The 18,527-nt window shown below is 62.7% G+C and carries 21 protein-coding genes and 1 riboswitch; of the genes, 9 read left to right on the top strand and 12 right to left on the bottom strand.

Annotation, left to right across the window (positions count from 1 at the left end; genetic code table 11):
- Positions 1-79: 79 nt before the first annotated feature.
- The 3 genes from FJ957_RS12590 (at position 80) to FJ957_RS12580 (ending at position 6,216) form a co-directional block, all read left to right on the top strand.
- Entirely contained in the window at positions 80-712 is a 633-nt protein-coding gene (locus FJ957_RS12590) for a S24 family peptidase (RefSeq protein ID WP_140645412.1), read from the top strand.
- Between the two features lie 72 nt (positions 713-784).
- Positions 785-5,422, top strand: a complete 4,638-nt coding sequence (locus FJ957_RS12585) for a tetratricopeptide repeat protein (protein WP_140831730.1) — start codon at positions 785-787, stop codon at positions 5,420-5,422.
- Positions 5,423-5,511: 89 nt separating this feature from the next.
- A complete protein-coding gene (locus tag FJ957_RS12580; protein ID WP_246685824.1) occupies positions 5,512-6,216 on the top strand; it encodes a hypothetical protein in 705 nt (234 codons plus the stop codon).
- A 56-nt stretch (positions 6,217-6,272) separates the two neighbouring features.
- On the opposite strand, the gene FJ957_RS12575 is transcribed toward FJ957_RS12580, so the two are convergent.
- From FJ957_RS12575 to FJ957_RS12560, 4 genes are all read right to left on the bottom strand, one after another.
- On the bottom strand, positions 6,273-7,289 hold the full coding sequence (locus FJ957_RS12575) for an ABC transporter substrate-binding protein (RefSeq protein WP_140831726.1): 1,017 nt from the start codon (positions 7,287-7,289) through the stop codon (positions 6,273-6,275).
- Positions 7,286-8,059 (bottom strand): ABC transporter ATP-binding protein, encoded by a 774-nt coding sequence (locus FJ957_RS12570; RefSeq protein ID WP_140831725.1) that lies wholly within the window; start codon positions 8,057-8,059, stop codon positions 7,286-7,288. Before FJ957_RS12570 ends, FJ957_RS12575 begins: the two co-directional genes overlap by 4 nt.
- Complete coding sequence (locus FJ957_RS12565; RefSeq protein ID WP_246685823.1) at positions 8,056-8,901, bottom strand: ABC transporter permease; 846 nt, start codon at positions 8,899-8,901, stop codon at positions 8,056-8,058. The genes FJ957_RS12570 and FJ957_RS12565 overlap by 4 nt, the downstream gene beginning before the upstream one ends.
- Before the next feature lie 70 nt (positions 8,902-8,971).
- Positions 8,972-9,580, bottom strand: a complete 609-nt coding sequence (locus FJ957_RS12560; RefSeq protein ID WP_140831723.1) for a YkoF family thiamine/hydroxymethylpyrimidine-binding protein — start codon at positions 9,578-9,580, stop codon at positions 8,972-8,974.
- Positions 9,571-9,683, bottom strand: a riboswitch (TPP riboswitch). It overlaps the preceding gene by 10 nt.
- A gap of 220 nt (positions 9,684-9,903) precedes the next feature.
- On the opposite strand from FJ957_RS12560, the gene FJ957_RS12555 reads away from it, so the two are divergent.
- Both FJ957_RS12555 and FJ957_RS12550 read left to right on the top strand, forming a co-directional pair.
- Entirely contained in the window at positions 9,904-10,248 is a 345-nt protein-coding gene (locus tag FJ957_RS12555) for a hypothetical protein (RefSeq protein ID WP_140831722.1), read from the top strand.
- A 152-nt stretch (positions 10,249-10,400) separates the two neighbouring features.
- Positions 10,401-10,610: a hypothetical protein gene (locus FJ957_RS12550; protein ID WP_140831720.1), complete on the top strand. Its 210-nt coding sequence runs from the start codon at positions 10,401-10,403 to the stop codon at positions 10,608-10,610.
- 6 nt (positions 10,611-10,616) lie between these two features.
- On the opposite strand, the gene FJ957_RS12545 is transcribed toward FJ957_RS12550, so the two are convergent.
- The 5 genes from FJ957_RS12545 to FJ957_RS12525 all read right to left on the bottom strand — a co-directional run bounded on the left by FJ957_RS12545 (position 10,617) and on the right by FJ957_RS12525 (position 13,001).
- On the bottom strand, positions 10,617-11,117 hold the full coding sequence (locus tag FJ957_RS12545; RefSeq protein WP_181180552.1) for a porin: 501 nt from the start codon (positions 11,115-11,117) through the stop codon (positions 10,617-10,619).
- A 19-nt stretch (positions 11,118-11,136) separates the two neighbouring features.
- Positions 11,137-11,637, bottom strand: coding sequence for a porin (locus FJ957_RS12540; protein ID WP_181180551.1), 501 nt, complete (start codon positions 11,635-11,637; stop codon positions 11,137-11,139).
- A gap of 359 nt (positions 11,638-11,996) precedes the next feature.
- Positions 11,997-12,242, bottom strand: a complete 246-nt coding sequence (locus tag FJ957_RS12535; protein WP_140831715.1) for a DUF2934 domain-containing protein — start codon at positions 12,240-12,242, stop codon at positions 11,997-11,999.
- A 119-nt stretch (positions 12,243-12,361) separates the two neighbouring features.
- Complete coding sequence (locus FJ957_RS12530) at positions 12,362-12,571, bottom strand: hypothetical protein (protein ID WP_140831714.1); 210 nt, start codon at positions 12,569-12,571, stop codon at positions 12,362-12,364.
- A gap of 130 nt (positions 12,572-12,701) precedes the next feature.
- A complete protein-coding gene (locus tag FJ957_RS12525; protein WP_140831712.1) occupies positions 12,702-13,001 on the bottom strand; it encodes a DUF1236 domain-containing protein in 300 nt (99 codons plus the stop codon).
- 215 nt (positions 13,002-13,216) lie between these two features.
- Here FJ957_RS12525 and FJ957_RS12520 point away from each other — a divergent pair, with 215 nt between their 5' ends.
- Positions 13,217-13,567: a DUF982 domain-containing protein gene (locus tag FJ957_RS12520; RefSeq protein ID WP_140831711.1), complete on the top strand. Its 351-nt coding sequence runs from the start codon at positions 13,217-13,219 to the stop codon at positions 13,565-13,567.
- A gap of 292 nt (positions 13,568-13,859) precedes the next feature.
- Here the strand turns inward: FJ957_RS12520 and FJ957_RS12515 are convergent, their stop codons facing one another.
- Together FJ957_RS12515 and FJ957_RS12510 are read right to left on the bottom strand one after the other, a co-directional pair.
- Positions 13,860-14,081 (bottom strand): hypothetical protein, encoded by a 222-nt coding sequence (locus FJ957_RS12515; RefSeq protein ID WP_140652209.1) that lies wholly within the window; start codon positions 14,079-14,081, stop codon positions 13,860-13,862.
- A gap of 213 nt (positions 14,082-14,294) precedes the next feature.
- Positions 14,295-14,594 carry a DUF1236 domain-containing protein gene (locus FJ957_RS12510; protein WP_140831709.1) on the bottom strand — a complete coding sequence of 100 codons (300 nt, stop codon included), beginning with the start codon at positions 14,592-14,594 and terminating at the stop codon, positions 14,295-14,297.
- 246 nt (positions 14,595-14,840) lie between these two features.
- Between FJ957_RS12510 and FJ957_RS12505 the strand changes: the two genes are divergently transcribed.
- Both FJ957_RS12505 and FJ957_RS12500 read left to right on the top strand, forming a co-directional pair.
- The gene (locus tag FJ957_RS12505; protein WP_140831707.1) at positions 14,841-15,728 is read left to right on the top strand and encodes a DUF1236 domain-containing protein; all 888 of its coding nucleotides are present in this window, start codon (positions 14,841-14,843) and stop codon (positions 15,726-15,728) included.
- A gap of 272 nt (positions 15,729-16,000) precedes the next feature.
- Positions 16,001-16,348: an exopolysaccharide production repressor protein gene (locus FJ957_RS12500; RefSeq protein WP_246674252.1), complete on the top strand. Its 348-nt coding sequence runs from the start codon at positions 16,001-16,003 to the stop codon at positions 16,346-16,348.
- A 263-nt stretch (positions 16,349-16,611) separates the two neighbouring features.
- Here FJ957_RS12500 and FJ957_RS12495 read toward each other — a convergent pair whose 3' ends face one another.
- Positions 16,612-17,019 (bottom strand): hypothetical protein, encoded by a 408-nt coding sequence (locus FJ957_RS12495; RefSeq protein WP_140831706.1) that lies wholly within the window; start codon positions 17,017-17,019, stop codon positions 16,612-16,614.
- 517 nt (positions 17,020-17,536) lie between these two features.
- Between FJ957_RS12495 and FJ957_RS12490 the strand changes: the two genes are divergently transcribed.
- Complete coding sequence (locus tag FJ957_RS12490; protein WP_140831704.1) at positions 17,537-18,079, top strand: J domain-containing protein; 543 nt, start codon at positions 17,537-17,539, stop codon at positions 18,077-18,079.
- The last annotated feature ends 448 nt before the right edge of the window (positions 18,080-18,527 follow it).

Genomic DNA, 18,527 nt, shown 5'->3' with positions numbered 1-18,527 from the left:
CGCTAAGCGTACGTTATGTACGAATGAGGCGCAAGCATAATCGTACACTTTGGACGATTATTTTCAGGCATTTTGTACGATGATGGATTCCCGGCACAGATTGCAGCAGGCGCGCGCCCAGGCCGGCTATGCTTCGCCCAGCGATGCGGCGCGGGCCCTGCGCGACATCAACAAGAACACGCTGATCAGCCATGAGAACGGCAACCGGCCTTTGTCCCGGAAGGCGGCCGAGAAATACGGCCGGCTGTTCGGCGTCGACCCCGGCTGGCTCCTGTTCAACGCCGATGGCGCGGAAGCGGCGCCCGTCAGTCTCATGCCCTCGCCCGTCACCGTCGACGTGCCGATCGTGTCGTGGATCAGCGCCGGCGAACTCGGCAGCCAGGACAGCGTGGTCAACCTCTCCGACTATCCGACCATCCCCACCGCCGACCTCGAGGAAGGCGAGTGGATCGCGCTGCGCGTCGACGGTCCGTCGATGAACAAGATCTCGCCGCCGGATTCGATCATCTTCGTCAATTTGCGCGACAAGCGGCTGGTGACCAATGGCTGCTACGTGATCTCGGACGAGACGGGACGCGCCACCTACAAGCGCTACCGCCCGAACGACAACCCGCCGTTCCAGCCGGCGTCCTATATGGATATCCCGCCGCCGGAGCTGGAGGGCGCGATCACCATCATCGGGCGGGTAAAAAGGTCGATGATCGATATGTGAGCCGTTGGGAGCGATGTCGCCAAGCTGAGGCGCCGCTTTGCCTCCCCCTGCAAGGTCCTCGCCAAACTCCACTTGGCTCACCCCAAGGGCATAAATGCAGCCACCGCAATTTCTGCTTGCATTAGGGAACAAAAACAGAACTATATAGGTATCCGCGAGACAGTCGCGGTCACTCCGGGGGGAGGATCAATCATGTCACGCCGCACTGGCGCGCTGATGCGCGCGTTTGTTGCCCGGGTTCCGCGCGGGCCGCTCCTGGCGCTGGCAGGGGTGGTCGTGCTTGGTGCTTTCGGCAGCAAAACATTCGCGGCTGGCAAAGACTACAACACTTGCTTCAGCGAGAGCAAAGTCTCCGCCGACCGGCAGGTTGCCGCCTGCTCCGCAATCGCCGAGGACAGAGGCGAGGTGCCTGATCTTCGCGTAAGCGCCTATTTTGTGCGCGGCCTGGCCTATGCACAGAGGAACGATATTGCCCACCTCATCGCGGATATGAACGAGGTGATCGCGCTCGATCCGACTTACGTCCGCGCATTTACCAATCGCGCCATCGCCTGGGAGAGCAAAGGGTATTTCGACCGGGCCGTCGCGGACTACACAAAAGCGATCGCGCTTACGCCGGATGACGCAAGCCGATATGCCGATCGCGCGCGGGCGCTCAATAAGAAAGGCGAGCATGATCGGGCTATCGCCGATTGCGACAAGGCGATCGACATCGATCCCGCCAATGAAATGGCCTATGGCGTGCGCGGCGTTGTGTGGGAAGACAAGGGCGACGCAGCGCGAGCCCAGGCCGACTACGACAAAGCGGAGAGCGTCCGTATTGACCCTATCGCTCCTTACCTAGACCGCGCCCGCTCATCGATCGCCGAGCGTGATCGCAAGCGAGCCAAGGCCGATTGCAAGCGCATCGCCAATATCGATGCGGACAAGGGGCGCGATTGCACGCGACTGATTGTCGAGGCTTTCGGTGAGTTGGGCGACGGCGCGACCGACCCAAACCCAGCTTCTGCTCAAAATGCGATTGGAGTAGAGTGGCAGGAAAAGGGCGACCATACCCGCGCCATCGCCGCATTCGACGAGGCGATCCGGCTCAATCCAGCAAGTTCCGCTTTCCACTTCAACCGCGCCAAGAGCTGGGCTTCAAAGAAGAATTATGCCCGCGCTATCGCCGATCTGGATGAAGCCGTTCGCCGCGACCCGGCCAACGCCCAAGCTTACCGCGTGCGCGGCATGACCATGGCCCAGATCGGCAATTCACGAGAGGCGTTTGCCGACCTCGACAAAGCGATTGCCATCAGCTCCGACGATCCAAAATCGTATTTCGAGCGGGCAGTCGTCTGGGAGGTGAAGGATCCCGACAAGGCAATTGCGGACCTCGACAAAGCGATCGCGCTCGATCCGGCCAACGCCGACTACCGGAAAGAAAGGCTCAGCGTCCAAATCAGCAAGAGCAGGGCGAACGGGCAACCCGTGCTGCAGTCGCCGAGCGCTGCGACCAATCAGGCTGATGTCCCAGTCCCCGCTGAGCCGCGGCCGGCCAAGCCTACCCCGCCCCCCACATATGCGCCGCCGCAACCATATGCCAAGCAGGATAACTCCGCCGCCATTGCTTGGAACCTCAAATCGGGGTTGCAGGCGATGCAGGTCGACCCCAAGGGCGCGATAGATACATTCAGCTTTGTCATCGGCCTCGATCCCTACAATGCAGACGCCTATTACAACCGCTCGATCGCCGAGGCACTCGTCGGCAATTTCGACCTCGCCATCGGCGATTGCCGGCGAGCGGTCGAACTCGATCGGAAACGCGCAGGCACGTGTTGGGAAAATCTGCCTGGCCAACAACCGACCGCTACGCAGCCAAGCGGGGATCCGGCGACCGCCAAGACACTGCTCGAGCGCGCCCAGATGCGGTTGTCGAAATACGGCGTCGACGGCGCGCTGCTCGATTTCGACAAGGCGATCAGCCTCGACCCCGACAATGCCGACGCCTATCTGGGCCGTAGCCGCGCCAGGACGCTCAAGGGCGACCACGCCGGCGCGGCGGCGGATTGCCGGCGCGCCGTGGAGTTGGATTCCGCACGGTCGGCAAGCTGCGACGAGCAGGCTGCCGGCGATGAGGGCAAAACTGAACCGCCGCAGGACCCTGAGCAGCCGAAGGCGGCGGCCGCTGCTCCAAAGCCACAAATCGTCCGTCCGAATTTGGCGGCTACGGACGACACTCTGGCCGCAAAGACCTTGGAGACAAAAGACCAGCGCGCCCTGCAAGCGATCCTGGAAGGCGATGCCTGGCTGGACATGGGCAAATACGACAAGGCGATCGGCTCCTATGACGTGGTGATCGCGCTCGAACCCGACAACCGCTTCGGCTATTTCGGCCGCGGCAGGGCCAGGGCAGCCACACGCGATTACAGCCAGGCGATCGCCGACTTCGACAGGGTCATCCAACTCGCCCCCAATTTTGCCGCCGCGTATTTTCACCGGGGGCTCGCCAAGGTGGCGTCTGGCGACGTCGATGGCGCGCTTGCCGATTGCGATCAGGCAGCGACGCTCGACCCGAAGGCGCGCGACGCCCACTATTGCAAAGGCATGGCCTGGCACGCCAAGGGCGACACCGGGCGCGCCATCGCCGCCTATTCGGTGGCGATCGGGATCGATCCCGGGCATGACGCCAGCTACTACGCGCGCGGCATGGTGCGGGCAGACCGGAAAGACTATGCCGGCGCCATCGCCGATTTCGATCAGGCGCTCAAGCTCGATCCCGGCAATGGTGATTATGCCGTAGCCCGCAAGGCAGCGGCGGACGTCAGCGGGGAGCCTGCCGATGGCATGACCAAAGCGGACGGCTCCGACATAACGGCGAACGAACAGAGCGCCACCGCAGTTGCGCCAGCAGAAACCCCGTCTGCGGTCAAGCCTGGTGCGAGTGACGATCTTTCGCTTGCCGATCCGAAGTTGGCGAAGCTTATCGACACCAGTGATCCCCGCGTCCTCGACGCGGTAGCCAACGGCGACAGCCTCTTGCACGAAGAAAAGCATGACGAAGCGATCGAGGCCTATGAAGAGGCCATCGCGATCGATCCTAAGAGCCCGCTCGCCTATTTCAGCCGTGGCAGGGCCTTTGATGGCAAGAAGGATTTTACCCGCGCGATCGCCGATTACGACAAGGCCATCGCCATTATTCCCGATGCGGCCGCGCCGCTCATGCGCCGTGGCCTGGCCAAGGCCGCGGCGGGCGACGCGGACGGCGCGCTTGACGATTGCATCAAAGCCATCAGGCTCGACCCGAAAGCGAGCGGCGCTTTCTTCTGTTCCGGAGCGGCCTGGTACGCGACGGGAGACCCGAAGCGAGCGATCGAGGCATTTTCAGCGGCGATCGAGATCGATCCGAAAGACGCCGCCAGCTACTACGGACGCGGCATGGTGCGAGCCGACGGCAAAAACTACGCCGATGCCATTGCCGACCTCGACCAAGCTGCCAAACTAGACCCGCACAATCCAAACTACGCCGCCGCGCGCAAAGCAGCGATGGCCAGGCAGAAGAAAGGCGGTGCCGGCGGCAACGCGATCGCGCCATCCTCGAAGAAGCTAAACGCTCTGGTCGATCGCGGCTACGCCTTCTACTACAAGGGCCAATATGATCGTGCGATCACCCAATTCAACAAGGCGATGGCGCTCGATCCGCAAGATGCCTCGCCCTATGTCGGACGGGCCATCGCGCTTGTCGACAAAGGCAAATACGACGCGGCCATCGAGGACTACAACAAGGTCATCGGGCTCTACCCCGACTACTCGGACGCTTACATCGGCCGTTCCGTCGCGTGGACCAAAAAGAACGAACCGGATCGCGCCATCGCCGATTTGAGCCGTGCAATCGAGCTCGACGCCAATGACACGCAGGCCTATTTCGGGCGCGGCGGCGCCTTCGCTGCCAAGGGTGACTATGGCCGGGCGATCGCCGATTTCAATCAGGCGCTCAAGCTCGATCCGGAGATGAGCCTCGCCCGCAAGGGCCTCAAGCTTGCGGCGGCAGCGAAGGCAAAGACGTCAGGCAAGATCGAGAGCGGAGCGGCGACCTCGGCGGGTGGCATTCCGCCTGGAGCCAGGGCGGCTTTCAACAAGGCACAAGTGCTGGACGGCAGGGATGACTATGACGGCGCTATCGCGCAGTATGGCAAAGCGATTGCCCTGTTCCCCACCTTCCGAGACGCATATGTAGCGCGCGCCATCCTTTGGGAGACGAAGGGCGACTATGCCCGTGCCATCGCCGATTTCAGCCAGGCGATCACTATCGGCCCCGACATCGGTGACACTTACAGCGATCGCGGCCGCGTCCTCAGCTACCAGGGGGACTATGACGGGGCATCGGCGGATTACGAAAACGCCGTCCGTCTCGATCCAACGAACGTAAGGATCTATGCCGGTCGAGGCATGTTCCGCATGAAGCACCACGAAGACACAGGGGCATTCAGCGATTTCGAAACGGTTCTTAGACTCGATCGCGATAACGTTTTCGGTTACTTCGGCCGCGGCACGATCCGCGCCCGCAAAGCGGACTATGACGGCGCCATCGCCGACCTCAACCAAGCGATCAAGTTAAGGCCAAATTTCGCTGGCGCATACAAATCGCGTAGCGCTGTGTGGGAAGCCAAGGGCGACCGTAAGCGTGCGGAAGCCGACCGCAAGAAGGCGCTGAGCCTTGGGGCAGAGTGAGAAGGGTGTCGGAGCGCAGGCGGATGTCACCTTGGAAATGGTTGCAAGTCGCGGCGGTCGTCTCCGTAAGCATCGTTGGGACTAAAGTGATGCCGACGATGTTCGGCAGCGGCAGACATCACCACTATCAGTCAGTAAAGATGCCGCCCCAGACGCTGACCACCGCCGACATCGATGCCGAGATCCGGAAGCAGGATCTCCAGATATTCGAGGCTATCGCCCGCGAATTTCCGGACGACTACGATGCGATGCTGCGCAAGATCACTGCCGCGGCCCAGGCCGGAAGCCAAACAGAAGTGCGCAATATCACCAGACAGGCGGTCGCCGATCTCAGGCATCGATATGCCCCACTCCTACCCACGACCCCGGACAGCAACGCTTCGGAAGCGCTTTCGGCGCAACTCGACATGCTCAATCATGTCATGGCGCGCGAAACACCGGCCACCTGCAACAATTACCTGCGCAACGGGCCGGACGCGATCAGTGCGCCCGGCCACGATTTCCTGGCTGACCTGGACAGGATCGGCGCCACGCTGTTCCGCGCCTTCGGCGCCGCCAAAAGAAGCGGTCTACCGGCGGCCGTGCCCAGCGATCAGGACTGGTCGCAGGTCGCCGACGTTTTCACAAAGATCGGCGGCACGTCGGCCGAGATGGAGGCTATCTCGAACGCCAACCAGGACTTCCCGGGCCTGTGCCCGGCCGTGGCGAGATTCTATGAGGCCGCCCTGTTACTGCATGGCGAACCCGGGTGGCACATCAAAACCGCGCTGCTTCGCGCCATCGTTGAGAATTAGGCTCCGCACCGGATTTCCGGACGGGTTCTGGCACGATACCGCGTTCCTTCGTCCTCTCAGGCGCCCAGAAACTCGTTGCTGAAATATGCCTCGACGTCCGGCTTCGCGGTCAGCGCCTTGCCATAGCCGTCGAGCAATACCCCCGAGGCAAACAGATACCCGCCCATGGCCTCCATCTTCGCCTTGTCCATGGTGCCGATGGTGCCGTCGGCGCTCTTCAGGAAATGGCCGTCGTTCAGCGCCTTCAGCGAGGCATCGATCAGCGCCGGGTCGGTGAGCGTGTCCTTGTTGGCGGCGACCAGCAGGTCGCCCGCCTCCCGCGCCTGATCAACCGCGAAGGCGTAGCCACGCTGCGTTGCCTTTACGAAAGCGGCGGCGACTTTAGGATTGGCGGCGAGGAAGGCGTTGCTGGAGACGATCAGTGTCGTGTGCTCGTCCGGCACGCCGTAATCGGCATAGCGGAAGCTGCGCTGCCTGAGGCCTTTCAGTTCCGCTTCCACACCTTCCCATGTCGAGACTTCGAGCGTGAAATCGACCGAGCCGTTGGCCAGCGCATCGTATGCGGACGTCCCCAGCGTCACGGTCGAAAAATCGCCCTTGCCGCCGTCATGGCGGATGATGGTCCGCAGCAGCGCGTTTTCCCAGGCGCTGCCGAAGCCGCCATAGGTCAGGCCGTCGAGATTTTTCGGGCTCTTGATCGCCGCGCGGTCGGCGTTGAAGACGACGCGGCCGGTCTCCGACTGGACGACGGCGTAGACGGCCTTCAGGTCGGCGCCAGCACTCTTTTGGGTGAACAGGCCGAGCGAACCTGAAATGCCGAAATCGGCGACACGGTTGGCGACCAGGGTGCCCGAGCCGGTATCGCCATAAGGCAGGATTTCCACGTCAAGGCCGGCGTCCCGGTAAAAGCCTTTGTCGCGGGCGACGAACAGGCCGATGTGGTTGGTGTTGACGGTCCAGTCGAGCGCGACCGTGATCTTTTGCGGGGTGGCGGCACGGGCGTGCGTGACGGCCCCGGCAAGAGGCAGGCCGGCGGCCAGAAACAGCGCCTGGCGGCGGGTCAGATCGGTCATTTCAATTCTCCATCGGATGGTCGGAAATTCGGATCGGGCTGGCCAAGCAGCGTGTCGAGGATGCCGGCCTCGATCGCCGCGGCCTCGCGGACAAGCGCCGCGCTCTCGGTGCGCGGGCGCGGCAGCGGCACGGCCACCTCACGCACCACGCGCGCGGGACGCGCCGAAAGCACATAGATACGGTCGGACAGAAGCACTGCTTCGCGCACGTCATGGGTGATGAGCAGCGCCGTCCAGCGATGGTTTCGCCACATCGTCTCCAACCAGCGCTGCATGGCGGCGCGGGTGAGCGCGTCGAGCGCGCCGAACGGCTCGTCGAGCAAAAGCATGTCGCGCTGCTGCACCACGGTGCGCAGGAGCGCGGCGCGCTGGCGCATGCCGCCGGACAGTTCGGCCGGCCAGGCGCGCTCGAAGCCGGCAAGGCCGAATTCGGCGAACAACGGCGCCACGCGCTCGCGCGCCGCGCGCCGCTTCATGCCCTGCACTTCGAGCCCCAGCGCCGCATTGTCGATAACGCGCCGCCACGGCATCAGCGCGTCGCGCTGCGGCATGAAGGCGAAGCGGGCGCCATCGAGCGGCGCGCCGTCGAAGCGCATCTCGCCCTCGCCCCGGATCGCGCCGGTGAGCAGTTGGAACAATGTCGACTTGCCGGCGCCGGAAGGACCGAGGATCGATACGAACTCGCCCGCGCCGACATGGAGGGAGACGCCGGCCAGCACCTCGAGCGCGCCGAAGTTCTTTTGCACGTCGCGGAGCTCGAGCCGGGTCATGGCCGGCCTGCGGCGGAAGGATCGGATTTGCCGTCCGCGCGTTCCCAGGGCATGGCGAGACGCTGGACGAGCACGGCAAGGCCGAACAGCGCCAGCGTCAGCGCCGAGCTGACCGCGACGGCGGCAAGCACCAGGTCGGGGCGGAAATTGTTCTTGGCGCTGAGCATGTAGATACCGAGCCCCTTCGCGGCGCCCGCATATTCGGCGAAGATGGCGCCCACCACGGCATAGGTGATGGAGATGCGCAGTCCGGCGAAGAAATAGGGCAGCGCCGACGGCAGCCGCGCCAGCCAAAAGATGCGCCAGCGCCCTGCTCCCATGGCGGCGAGCATCTGGCTGATCTCCTTGGCCGTGGCGGCATAGCCTTCGACCAGCGCCACCATCATCGGGAAGAAGGTGACCAGCGCCACGAGCAGGATTTTTGGCAGCAGCCCGAAGCCGAACCAAAGCACCACCAGCGGCGCGATCGCCACCAGCGGCAAGGTCTGGCTGGCGATCAGCAGCGGGAACAGCGCCCGGCGCAACGGGGCCAGGAAGTCGACCAACGCCGAGAGGATGAAGGCGGCGACGAGCGAGCAGGCAAAGCCCGCCAGCGTCGCGCGGATCGTGGGCAGCGTGTTGTCGGCAAGTGCCGAGCGGTTCTCCCAAGCCTGCGCCAGCACGCGCGAGGGTGCTGGGAGCACGGTGGACGCGATGCCGCCGAGGCGGGTGTAGAGCTCCCAGGCAATGAGGAGAAGAGCGAAAGCGATGGCGGCGGGGAGGCTTTTGGCGAAGGCGGAAGCAAGGGCTGATCTCCCCTCTTGCGGAGGAGATTGGACGGCACCCCGGCTTTCGCCAATCACGGAAGACTCCTCTTGCGGCGTAGAACCGAACAAAACAGCCACGACATCTACCTCGGCAGCGCTACGCGGCTCAAACCGCGGTCGGACTGTTCGCCGAAATCGTTATGTCGAGCGTCACGTGGCCCGCGCCGGGGCCGAAGCGGCAGAAGGCTTCCGCGAGCGTGGCGAACACCGCGCCGGCGTCGCCGCGCAGCCTGGTGCAGAAATTCTTTGAGCGGTCGAAGACGCCGGAGTTTTTCAGGAAGTCGATGCAACCATAGATCTCGTCCATGTGGTCGCCGGTGCCCATCACATAGAGCGAGAATTGCGCCGCCACCGGCTGGTCGGTCGAGGGCGTCGCCTCGACGGCGCGGAGCGCGGCACGCTTGCGCTCCTCGAGCGGAATCGCCGGGCCGCCTATCTCGTCCGAGCGGCAGATCGGATCGTCCGGCTCGCCGGGACAGCCGCGCGAGACCGCCGCCGACAGCACGCAGTGCTTGCCGCTCTTCGCCGCCGCGACGAACAGGTCGCGCATGGCGGGAAATAGCACTTCGGGCGGCCCGACCAGCAGCGTCGAGATATCGTCGGTCTCGATCCTCAGCCTGTCGCGGTAAGGGTCGAGCGCGTCCAACGCGCCAAGGATGACGCCGACGAAATCGTCAGCCATGGGATAAAGAGAAATCTGTGCGCCGGAAAACATGGCCCGCCTCGCTCCGCTGGTATTATCCAGATCAGCTTTAGGGTCCGGAGGCTTGCCGCCGCCATCTCAGCCCCGACCGTACGGAGCACCCCTGTGGATGGCCGCGTTAAAGCACTGTTCGAGCGAATGGGAAAGCGGTTTTTTGCGAGGCCAATTGAACCAGGGGCCCCATCTCCCTTAGGGAGATGCCGGGTTATAAGATTTTTCGCAGATTTCTTATAACCGCGGTATCGTAACCGCAGTGTCGTTCAAATTGTACGAATCCAGCTTGATTGTTTTTCGTACATAAAGTACGATCTTTCCCTTCCTTTGAGGGGACTTGCTTGAATACCGCGAACCATGGCGCTTTCGCCAACCTCTCCCGCCCTTTGCTCTCGCCACTGCCGTTTGCCGAGCGCGAACGCCTCGCCGGCGCTTGGCGCATGGCCAGCCAGGACATCGCCGACGATATCCGTTTCATCCGGCAATATCTGAAGGTGATCGCCGAGAAGGACGAGCGGCTTTCGACGGGCACGCTGGTGCATGGCCGCGCCTATGTCGAGGCCTGCGCCGCCTGGCTCTCAGAGACGGTGGCGCGGTATCTGCGCAATCTCAGGCTGATCAGCGAATGCGAAAGCGCGATGATCGCGGCAGGCGTGCGGTTTGCCCGGTCGAGCGATGCGTGGTGAGGCAGGCAGCTCCCCCTACAACCCTTGGGCCGCCCGTCGAAAAATGCATCGTTTCATACAATTGGAAATTGGTGGACGCGGCTGAGCGGCGGGTGGTTAAATTCGTCTCAGGCGAAGGAGGGTAAAGCCGCGTACCAGGGAGGAATTCGTTGATGGACCAGCGTATCGACATCGGCATACAGCCCGACGACCAGCCTTACGAAGTCACGTCATTCGCCAGAAAGCATGGCCTGACGATCCCCGTCGCGGACGCGGTGCTTTTCGCCAAGGGACCGTCGCCGTCGCGGACCGCCTGCGATACGGCGGCGCTGGCCCTCATTTGCGCGGTCGCGCAATACGCCGGAAAGCAAGGGAGACGGTAGCCTCCCCTACCAGCTGAACTGCAGCCCCACATTGCCGCCGACCTGGCTGCCGGCGAAAGCAATGCCGAGCGTGCTGGTCAGCCGGCCGCCATGGTCGAAGCCCTCGCTCAACACCGCGGCGCCCGTGACGCCGAAGGCATTGGCATAGCCGGCATTGCCCCAGTTGACGCGCACACCGAAATGCTCGCCCTGGACGAGATCGGGCGCTGCGAGCGCGGCCGAGATCGAGGCGTTCTCAAAGGCGCGCGTGATGCGGTTGTCGATGTCATCGACGTGGGCCGCGAGCGCCGTCTTACCGACCTCGGTCATCTCGCCGCCATTGCCGTCGTCGACCTGCTTCTTGGTCACGCCAGTCTGGGCATTGATGCAGGTGTCCGTGCCCGGGCTATAGTAGTAATTGGCTCCATAGGCGGAGCAGATCTTGACATACGCGACCGCGGCCTGGGATGGCGCCGCAAGGAGCGTTGCCGCGCCGAGGATCGCCGGCGCAAGAAGATATCTGAACATTGATTGCTCCCGGTCGCGCTTACCAGGTGAACTGCAGGCCGGCATTGCCGCCGACCGTCTTGCCGGAGAAGGCGACGCCCGCGGCGCCGGCCAGCCGACCGTTGCCGCCAGGCATGAAGCCCTCGCCAAGAACCGCCGCGCCGGTGACACCCATGGCGTTGGATTGACCGGCATTGCCCCAGTTGACGCGCACGCCGAAATGCTCGCCCTGCACCAGGTCCGGGCCGGCCAGCGCCGAGGCCACCGATGCACCCTCGAAGGCGCGCTGGACGCGGCGGTCAATGTTGTCGACCTTGCTCGCCAACGCCGTCTTGCCGTCGACCACACCGTCCTCCGTCACGCTGCGCGTCTCGCCCGTGTTGGCATTGATACAGGTGGCGGTGCCGGGACTGTAATAATATTGCGCGCCATACGCCGTGCACGCCCTGACGTACTCGACCGGCGCCGCCTGGCAAGGCGCGGAGAGACCGCCCACCACAGCTAGAAACGCAAATGAAATGACACGGTTGATACCCCGCATGCCCTGATCCCCGAAGTTGGATGTTGAGAGAAAGCCTCGCATGAAAAAGGCGCATGCGGGCGCGCGGAGTCAACTGCGCCTTCCGCTCAATGCCTGACTTTTACTGGGAGCACTTTATCTATTGAACACAGGTTGCAGCCAAGGCACAGAAAATATTTCAACCTGATCAGTAATTCCTTGATGATTGGAGCTGTGGCTTATTAACACTCTCAAACGATGCCAAGCGATCTGCTCGGCAGGCTCGCCGACATGGGCGCGGCTGGCGCAGACCGCGGCTTTGCAGGCCGCCGTCGCGCCGCCGGTGGGTCAACTATGCGGCAGACGGTCTGACGACCGCCCATAATCCCGTTAGGACGCGATCAGCCCTTGGCTTTCGACTTGGGTGACGCCTTGGGGGGCTTGGCAGGCTTCTCCGCCTTCGCGGCCTTCGGCTTCTCGACCTTGGCGGCAGCGGCCTTCTTGGCGGCTTTCTTCGGCCTGCCCGCCTCATCGATCTCGGCCGTCGCCTGGTCCCAGTGCTCCATATGCGCGCCTTCAGGCCGGCCGGCCTGCTCCCAAATCTCGTGCGCGCGCTGGCGAATGCGTTCGTACCTGTCGTCCGTCACTTTGTCGCCTCCTAAGGTTTGGGACTGTTCCCCAGCCAAACATTAGCCGAATTTTCGCGTGGCGTCTTGGGTGTAGACGCGGCGCGCAAACGCATCTTAAAGCAATATCCGGTGATGGCTCACTTCTCGTCGGAGAGCACCGCGATGCCGAGATACGCGGCCTTCTTGACGATCAGTCCGGCCAGATCGGCGTCGGAACGATCAGTTCCGGTGCGCTCGCGCAATAGCGCGACCGCCTGCTTGATCGACAGCAGCCCATCGCCGCGTTCGGCCAGCAGCTTGTCGACTTGGCGGGCAATGTCAGGGGATTCGACGTGTGGATGATGCATGGCAACGACTCCTTCCGCGCTTCGTTGCCTCCCAAACCGCTGCCTATCTTAGGCTTTATGCCCGGATGCGAGAAGAGCCCGATCCTTCCCCGACGCTCCGGGAGAGGATCGGGCTCTTTGAGGACTAAATCTACTGGATCACCTGAACAACGCGGCGCGTGCCGGGATCGATCAGCACCGTATGGTCATTGACGACCGCATAGCGGTACTGGACATCCGGAACCTGCTGCAGCTCGACGGTGTCAGGCACGGTCGAGCCGACGCCGAGCTCGAGGCCGAGCACATTGACCGAGGCGATCGGATGCTTGTGGACATATTCCTTGACCACGGTCTGCTGCTCGGGGGTGATGATCACCTCGTCCGCGGCCGCGATGCCGATGCCGGCCATCAGAGCCAGGCCGGCGACAGCTGGAATGAGGGTGGTTTTCATCGTTTCTCTCCTGTTGCGTTGGTGAACTCCGCCCCGGCCTCCGCGGGGGCGGAAACACGGGCAGGTGGAACATGGGAGCTCCCGGGGCAAACGCCGACGGCAAGGTGTTGTTCCGTCAGCGACGACTAATTGATTTGGCGGAACCTTCGCATCGGCTCCGCATTGGAAGGCATTGAAACTGCCCAAGTCTTTGAAATCAAAAGGATGCCGCAGTCATGCAAGAAGGCCCCATCAGAAGCGACATCGAACTTCGGGCCCCCGTGGCCATCGCCGTGGGCGCCGGCTTCAAGCGCGAGATCGCCACGCTCACCGGGATGCAGAACTTTCTCAAGGAATGGCCATTGGCGTCGCGAGGCAAGAGCCACAGCACGGCGTTGCACGCCTGCGAGGCGGCGCGAGCCGGCGACATCGATCTCGACAAGGCGCGGCAGGCATTCCTGGTCTTCGCGAAGAAGGCGGGAATCGAATGGACCGGCGCCGATCCGGTCACAGTGCTGCGCGAAGCAAAGATCAGGCGAAGCCGGGTACGCGAAAGCCGGGCACAGAACCGACACGTGCCTGGATAGTCTCTCGCCGGACAACGGCCGGGCGGCGGCGTCGGGCATGACGCCCGCAGGGCCAGCGGCACCCGCTGGACTCGCGGCGTCTGTTGATCACGCCTCACAACGCATATAACGACATCCGCCCAAGACGCGGTGCGCATCGGCCTCGACCACGAGTTTTAGGATTTTTGGCCTGCGAATCCCGGAGCAACCGGGCGCGCCCTGGCGTCCGTTGCATCCGTTTGCCTGCAAACCGCCGCCTTGCCGGCTGGAGGTCGACTGGATCGATCGGGGAGGATTTGGCTGGGGGCGGCTGTCAGCTCGGTGCCGATTCGCCCGGCGCCTCGGTAACGAAGGACGCGGCGATCAGATCGTCCGCGTCTATGCGTAGAGAGCCCTCGCCGCCCCCCATGATGGCCGCGACCTTCTGGAAGGTCTTCATCTCATGCTCGGTGATCCGGGCGTCCCGCATCCTGGCTTTGAGATCGGCGACACGCATCCCGAGCGAACGGGACGTTCCGATTTCACGTTTCGACATGTTGGTCAGTCTCCTCCCCCAACCCGTGCCTGTTTCGCCGCCGCCCGAATCTTAATCCTGCGCATGCTTGTGTTCTCTATGAGGCAATTTCGAACACAGCAGCGGCAACGCGGGCCCGGAACGAAGGTTCCGTTAGCATATGGTAACGAATTAATACTGGTTGACGGCCGGCCGCAGTTGGCGGCAGGGCCGTCAACTCAGCTGCGAATGATCCTACTGGATGATCTTGACGATCTTGCGCGTGCCGGGATCGACGACGACCGTCCGGTTGTCGATCACCGTGTAGCGATACTTGACGTTGGGAACCTCGTGCAGTTCCACCGTATCCGGTAAAGCGGTGCCGACGTTGAGTTCCACGCCGGGAACCTTGACCGACGCCAGCGGCTGCTTATGCACATATTCGCGGATGACCGTTTCCTGTTCGGGCTGGATGATCACATCCTCGGCGGCGGCGGCGCCGATGCCGGTCAGAAGCAGCAGGCCCGCGGCTGCGGTTGTGAGGTGCATTTTCATCGATTTTCTCCTTGATTTGGATATGCCTCTCACGCTGCGCCTGCGATTTCACAGCCGGTAGGCAATGTGCGTAACGCCGGCCGACAAGCCTTGTTCCTGCAAAAAATTCGCCGACACCATTTTCGGGGGGAACGTCACAGGCGCATTCAAAGAACGTCCGCGGCGCGCGGCGCGACAATTTCGGAACAATGCTTTTCGGGCCGGGTTTTCCCAGTGAAGGGACCGAACTTTCCGAGGAGAAATCCCATGAAACATCTGCTTATCACGAGTATGATCGCGCTTGGTGTCGGTTGCGGCGCCGCCATGGCCCAGACCGAATCCGCACAGCCGAGCGGCGGCGAAAATTGCGCGGCCGGCACGGCCGATTGCCAAAAGGGCGGCAAGGCCGGCGGGCAGGCTCAGGGCGAGACGAAATCGAAGACAGAGATGAACGCTCAGGGCAAGGCCGGCGCCAACACCGAGGAGCAGGCCCAGGGCAAGGCCAAGATGAAGACCGATGAACAGGCCCAGGGTCAGGCCGGCGCCAACACCGACCAGAACGCTCAGGACAACACGCAGTTGAAGAAGAAGCAGCAGGCACAGGGCAAGGCCGGTACCGAGCAGAATGCCCAGGGCAACACCAAGATGCAGACCGAGCAGAACGCTCAGAGCAAGACCGGCACCAGCACCGAGCAGAATGCCCAGAACAAGACCACGACCCGGACCGACCAGCAAGCTCAGGGCAAGGCCGGCACCACCAACGAGCAGAACGCTCAGGGCGGCAATACAAAGATGCAGACCGAGCAGAATGCGCAGGGCAAGACCGGCACGACCAACGAGCAGAATGCCCAGGGCAACACCAATGTCGAGACAGACCAGAACAAGACGGCCTCGATCAACAACGTGACGGTGGAGCAGAAGACGCAGGTCACGCAGATCATCCATGAGACCAAGGTCGAGCCGGTTCGCGACGTTAACTTCGACATCTCTGTCGGTATCGAGGTTCCGCGGCACAAGGTGCGTCTGCACCGCCTGCCGGCGCGCATCGTCAAGATCGTGCCTGCCTACGAATCCTACGAGTATTTCGTGCTGGCCGACGGACGCATCGTCATCGTCGACCCCGACACTTACAAGATCGTGCTGATCCTGACCTGATCCGGATAGCAGGACAGACAAGGGCCCGCCACGCGGCGGGCCTTTTTTCGTGAGGACAACCGAACACACGGGCAATCGCCTGCGCGTGTTCATTAGGCACGCGTTGAATGTTGAGCCTCGGGAACGATTTGGCGCAATTCCCAGTTGTCACACCAGAAGTCCTGCGTCCCTAGTCCCTATCGGATCGGACAAAAGGGCGATGGGCCCGTCGGCAAATCGTTCAAGCTTGCGGTCCACCTGGAAAACGTGCATGGGTCGAGATGGGTAGAGATATGGGCGAGATCGTCGATGACCGAATGTGGCCGCGGCGCTCGAATGGGCAGATGTATTTTCCGCAGTTTCTTGTGGGAATGGTGGCGACGCTTCTGGTGATCCTAGGTTGGACTTACGCCTCCACGGGATCTGTCTGGACGGCGATCGGCTGGACATTCCTGGCTGCCGTGGTTTTGCAGGTCGGCTATTTCGTGGCCGTGCTCTGGCTCGTGCATGGCGAGACCCGCGCGGCCGACGAAAGCAAAGCGGATGCAAGCTCGGCACCGGTCAAGATACCCGGCCCGTTCGAACGCGATGGAATCGTCCACGCTCTCATCTTGTGGCTGTTCCCGAAACTGCTGCCTTGATCGCTTTGAGCGGCGCTTTGCGACCGGGCTGACTGACGTCTTTTCCTTTTCGAGAGGTCGTCGCGCCGCAATAGCCAGCATTCCGCATTCTGCGCTCGAACGCAGCGACCGGGCTACGCCTCGGTGCTAAAGTTTCGAGGCGCCATCAAATTTGTATCGCCGCCGGCGGGCCGCCTTTCACGACGTCAATGCGGCGCAACCCCGCCGGCTTGCAGCCGTCGGAACCGTGGTCCGAGCCGGCTGCAATCCTGTGGTTCGCCGAACTAACGCGCGGTGGCCGGCGAAGCCGAGCGCACCTCCTCCGAAGACGAGAACACGACGAAGCCAAAGATCAGCACCGCAGCGGCGACGATCAGCGAGCCGACCGCCACGACCGGCTCGACCTCCGGATGGCCTGCCGCCAGCATCCAGTAGAGCGCCGGCAGCATGATCACGATGCCGACCGTATAGAGGCCGTAATGGATCATGGCGACGCGGCGCTCGGCCTTGGCCGGATTGAGCGCATAGTAGCCGCCGAAGATGGCGCTGGTGACCCAGCCAAGAAGGTTGATGTGGGCATGCGCCGGAAAGGCGCCGTGATCGCCCGAAATCGCCATCTGCAGCCCGGCGGCGATGCCCAGGATAAGAAAGACGATGGCCGTCTTGAAGAAAAGCTCCGATACCCGTGGCATTTTGCTGTCCTCCCAATGCCTTTGTAAACCCGACTCTGCGAAGTCTACATCCTGCAAGCCATATTAGCCATGGCGTACCTAAGTCGGGTGGGGCCTTCGGGCGAAAGCCACGAGATGTCGACGGCTTTGCAAAAAAATGGCTCGCCTCTTTCGAGGCGAGCCAAAAGGGAGCCGGGCTTGAGGTCGGCCCCCATCCAGGTTGCCACCTGAATTTCAAACGGAGCTAACGTAGCAGAGCCCGGAATTTATTTCACCGCAATAGCGGACTGACACGGTGAGGTTTCCCGACCTTGGACAGCTCAAGCCTTGCCGATCGGCCCATCGGCACCAAGGCGCCGCCAGGCAGGACGTCGCCCCTTTTTCAGCCGGCGGGTGAAAGCATGAGCTTCAGCGTTCCAATCCCTCGGCCAGAACCGCCGGCGGAGCACGGCAAGGCGCGGCGCCTTGCACCCGCGCAGCATTTGAGCAATGCTTGGCGACGGGGGAGTGGTTTCCGTAATTTCGGAAGCACGATTACATGTTCATTGACTACTACGAACTTCTGGAAATAAGCCCGAACGCCAATTCTGAGACCATCGAGCGGATTTTCCGCTACTTTGCCATGCGCTACCATCCCGACAATCGGGAGACAGGCAATGAATCGCGCTTCAGCGAGATCGTGGAAGCCCACAATACGCTGCGGGACCCAGTCAAACGGGCTCAGTACGACATCCTTTACCGGGAGCATCTGGGCCTTCGTCACGAACTCACGGAAGGAGCCCGCGACGGCGGCGGCATGGAGAGGGATACTGTCATCCAGGCCAATCTGCTGTCGCTCCTTTATGTGAGGCGCCGGCGGGACGTCAACAATCCGGGCATCGGCGACGACGAGCTCGAACGCCTGTCGGGCTGCCCTCGCGAGCACCTCGAATTCCACCTGTGGTACCTCAAGGCGAAGGGCTTCATCGGCAGGACCGAGAACGGGACATTCGCGATCACCGTGGAAGGCATCGATCACGCCGGGACCAAACAAGGCCAGGATCGCCCCGATGCCACCCGCCTGCTCGATCACGCGAATTAGGCCGACCATCAAAAGCCCGCCGACTGGCGCCTGAACCAGTGGCGGGCTCGATGAAGGAACAGCTACATCCCTGGGGAATCGACTGTCGTCTTCTCAACTCCCCATATCTGGGCTCGGTTCGCCGGGGGCGGCGGAGTCTAAGCCATGCACCATGGCGGGCAAGGACGAGGAGTGCGGATTATATTGGCGTTGTGTTTCGCCGAATACAAGGTGACCGAGGTCTGACGTGCCGACGCATTGGGCCGGGACCCGTCGAGGGTGACTGCGAGGACGCCCCGCCAACAGCTTGTTTGACGCAATGCCGCGTGGGTGGCAACCTGTAGCGGGAGCCGACACCCAACAATGGGCTCCCGCTTTGGCTCGTCTCGACCGAGGCGAGCCATTTTCTTTCTGGAGATCGCGAGTGCGCGGCGGGCGACACACCGACAAAAAAGCCGCCGGACGAGGC

Source organism: Mesorhizobium sp. B2-4-6, assembly GCF_006442775.1.
GTDB lineage: Bacteria > Pseudomonadota > Alphaproteobacteria > Rhizobiales > Rhizobiaceae > Mesorhizobium.
This window is presented reverse-complemented; position numbering and strand designations above follow the sequence as displayed.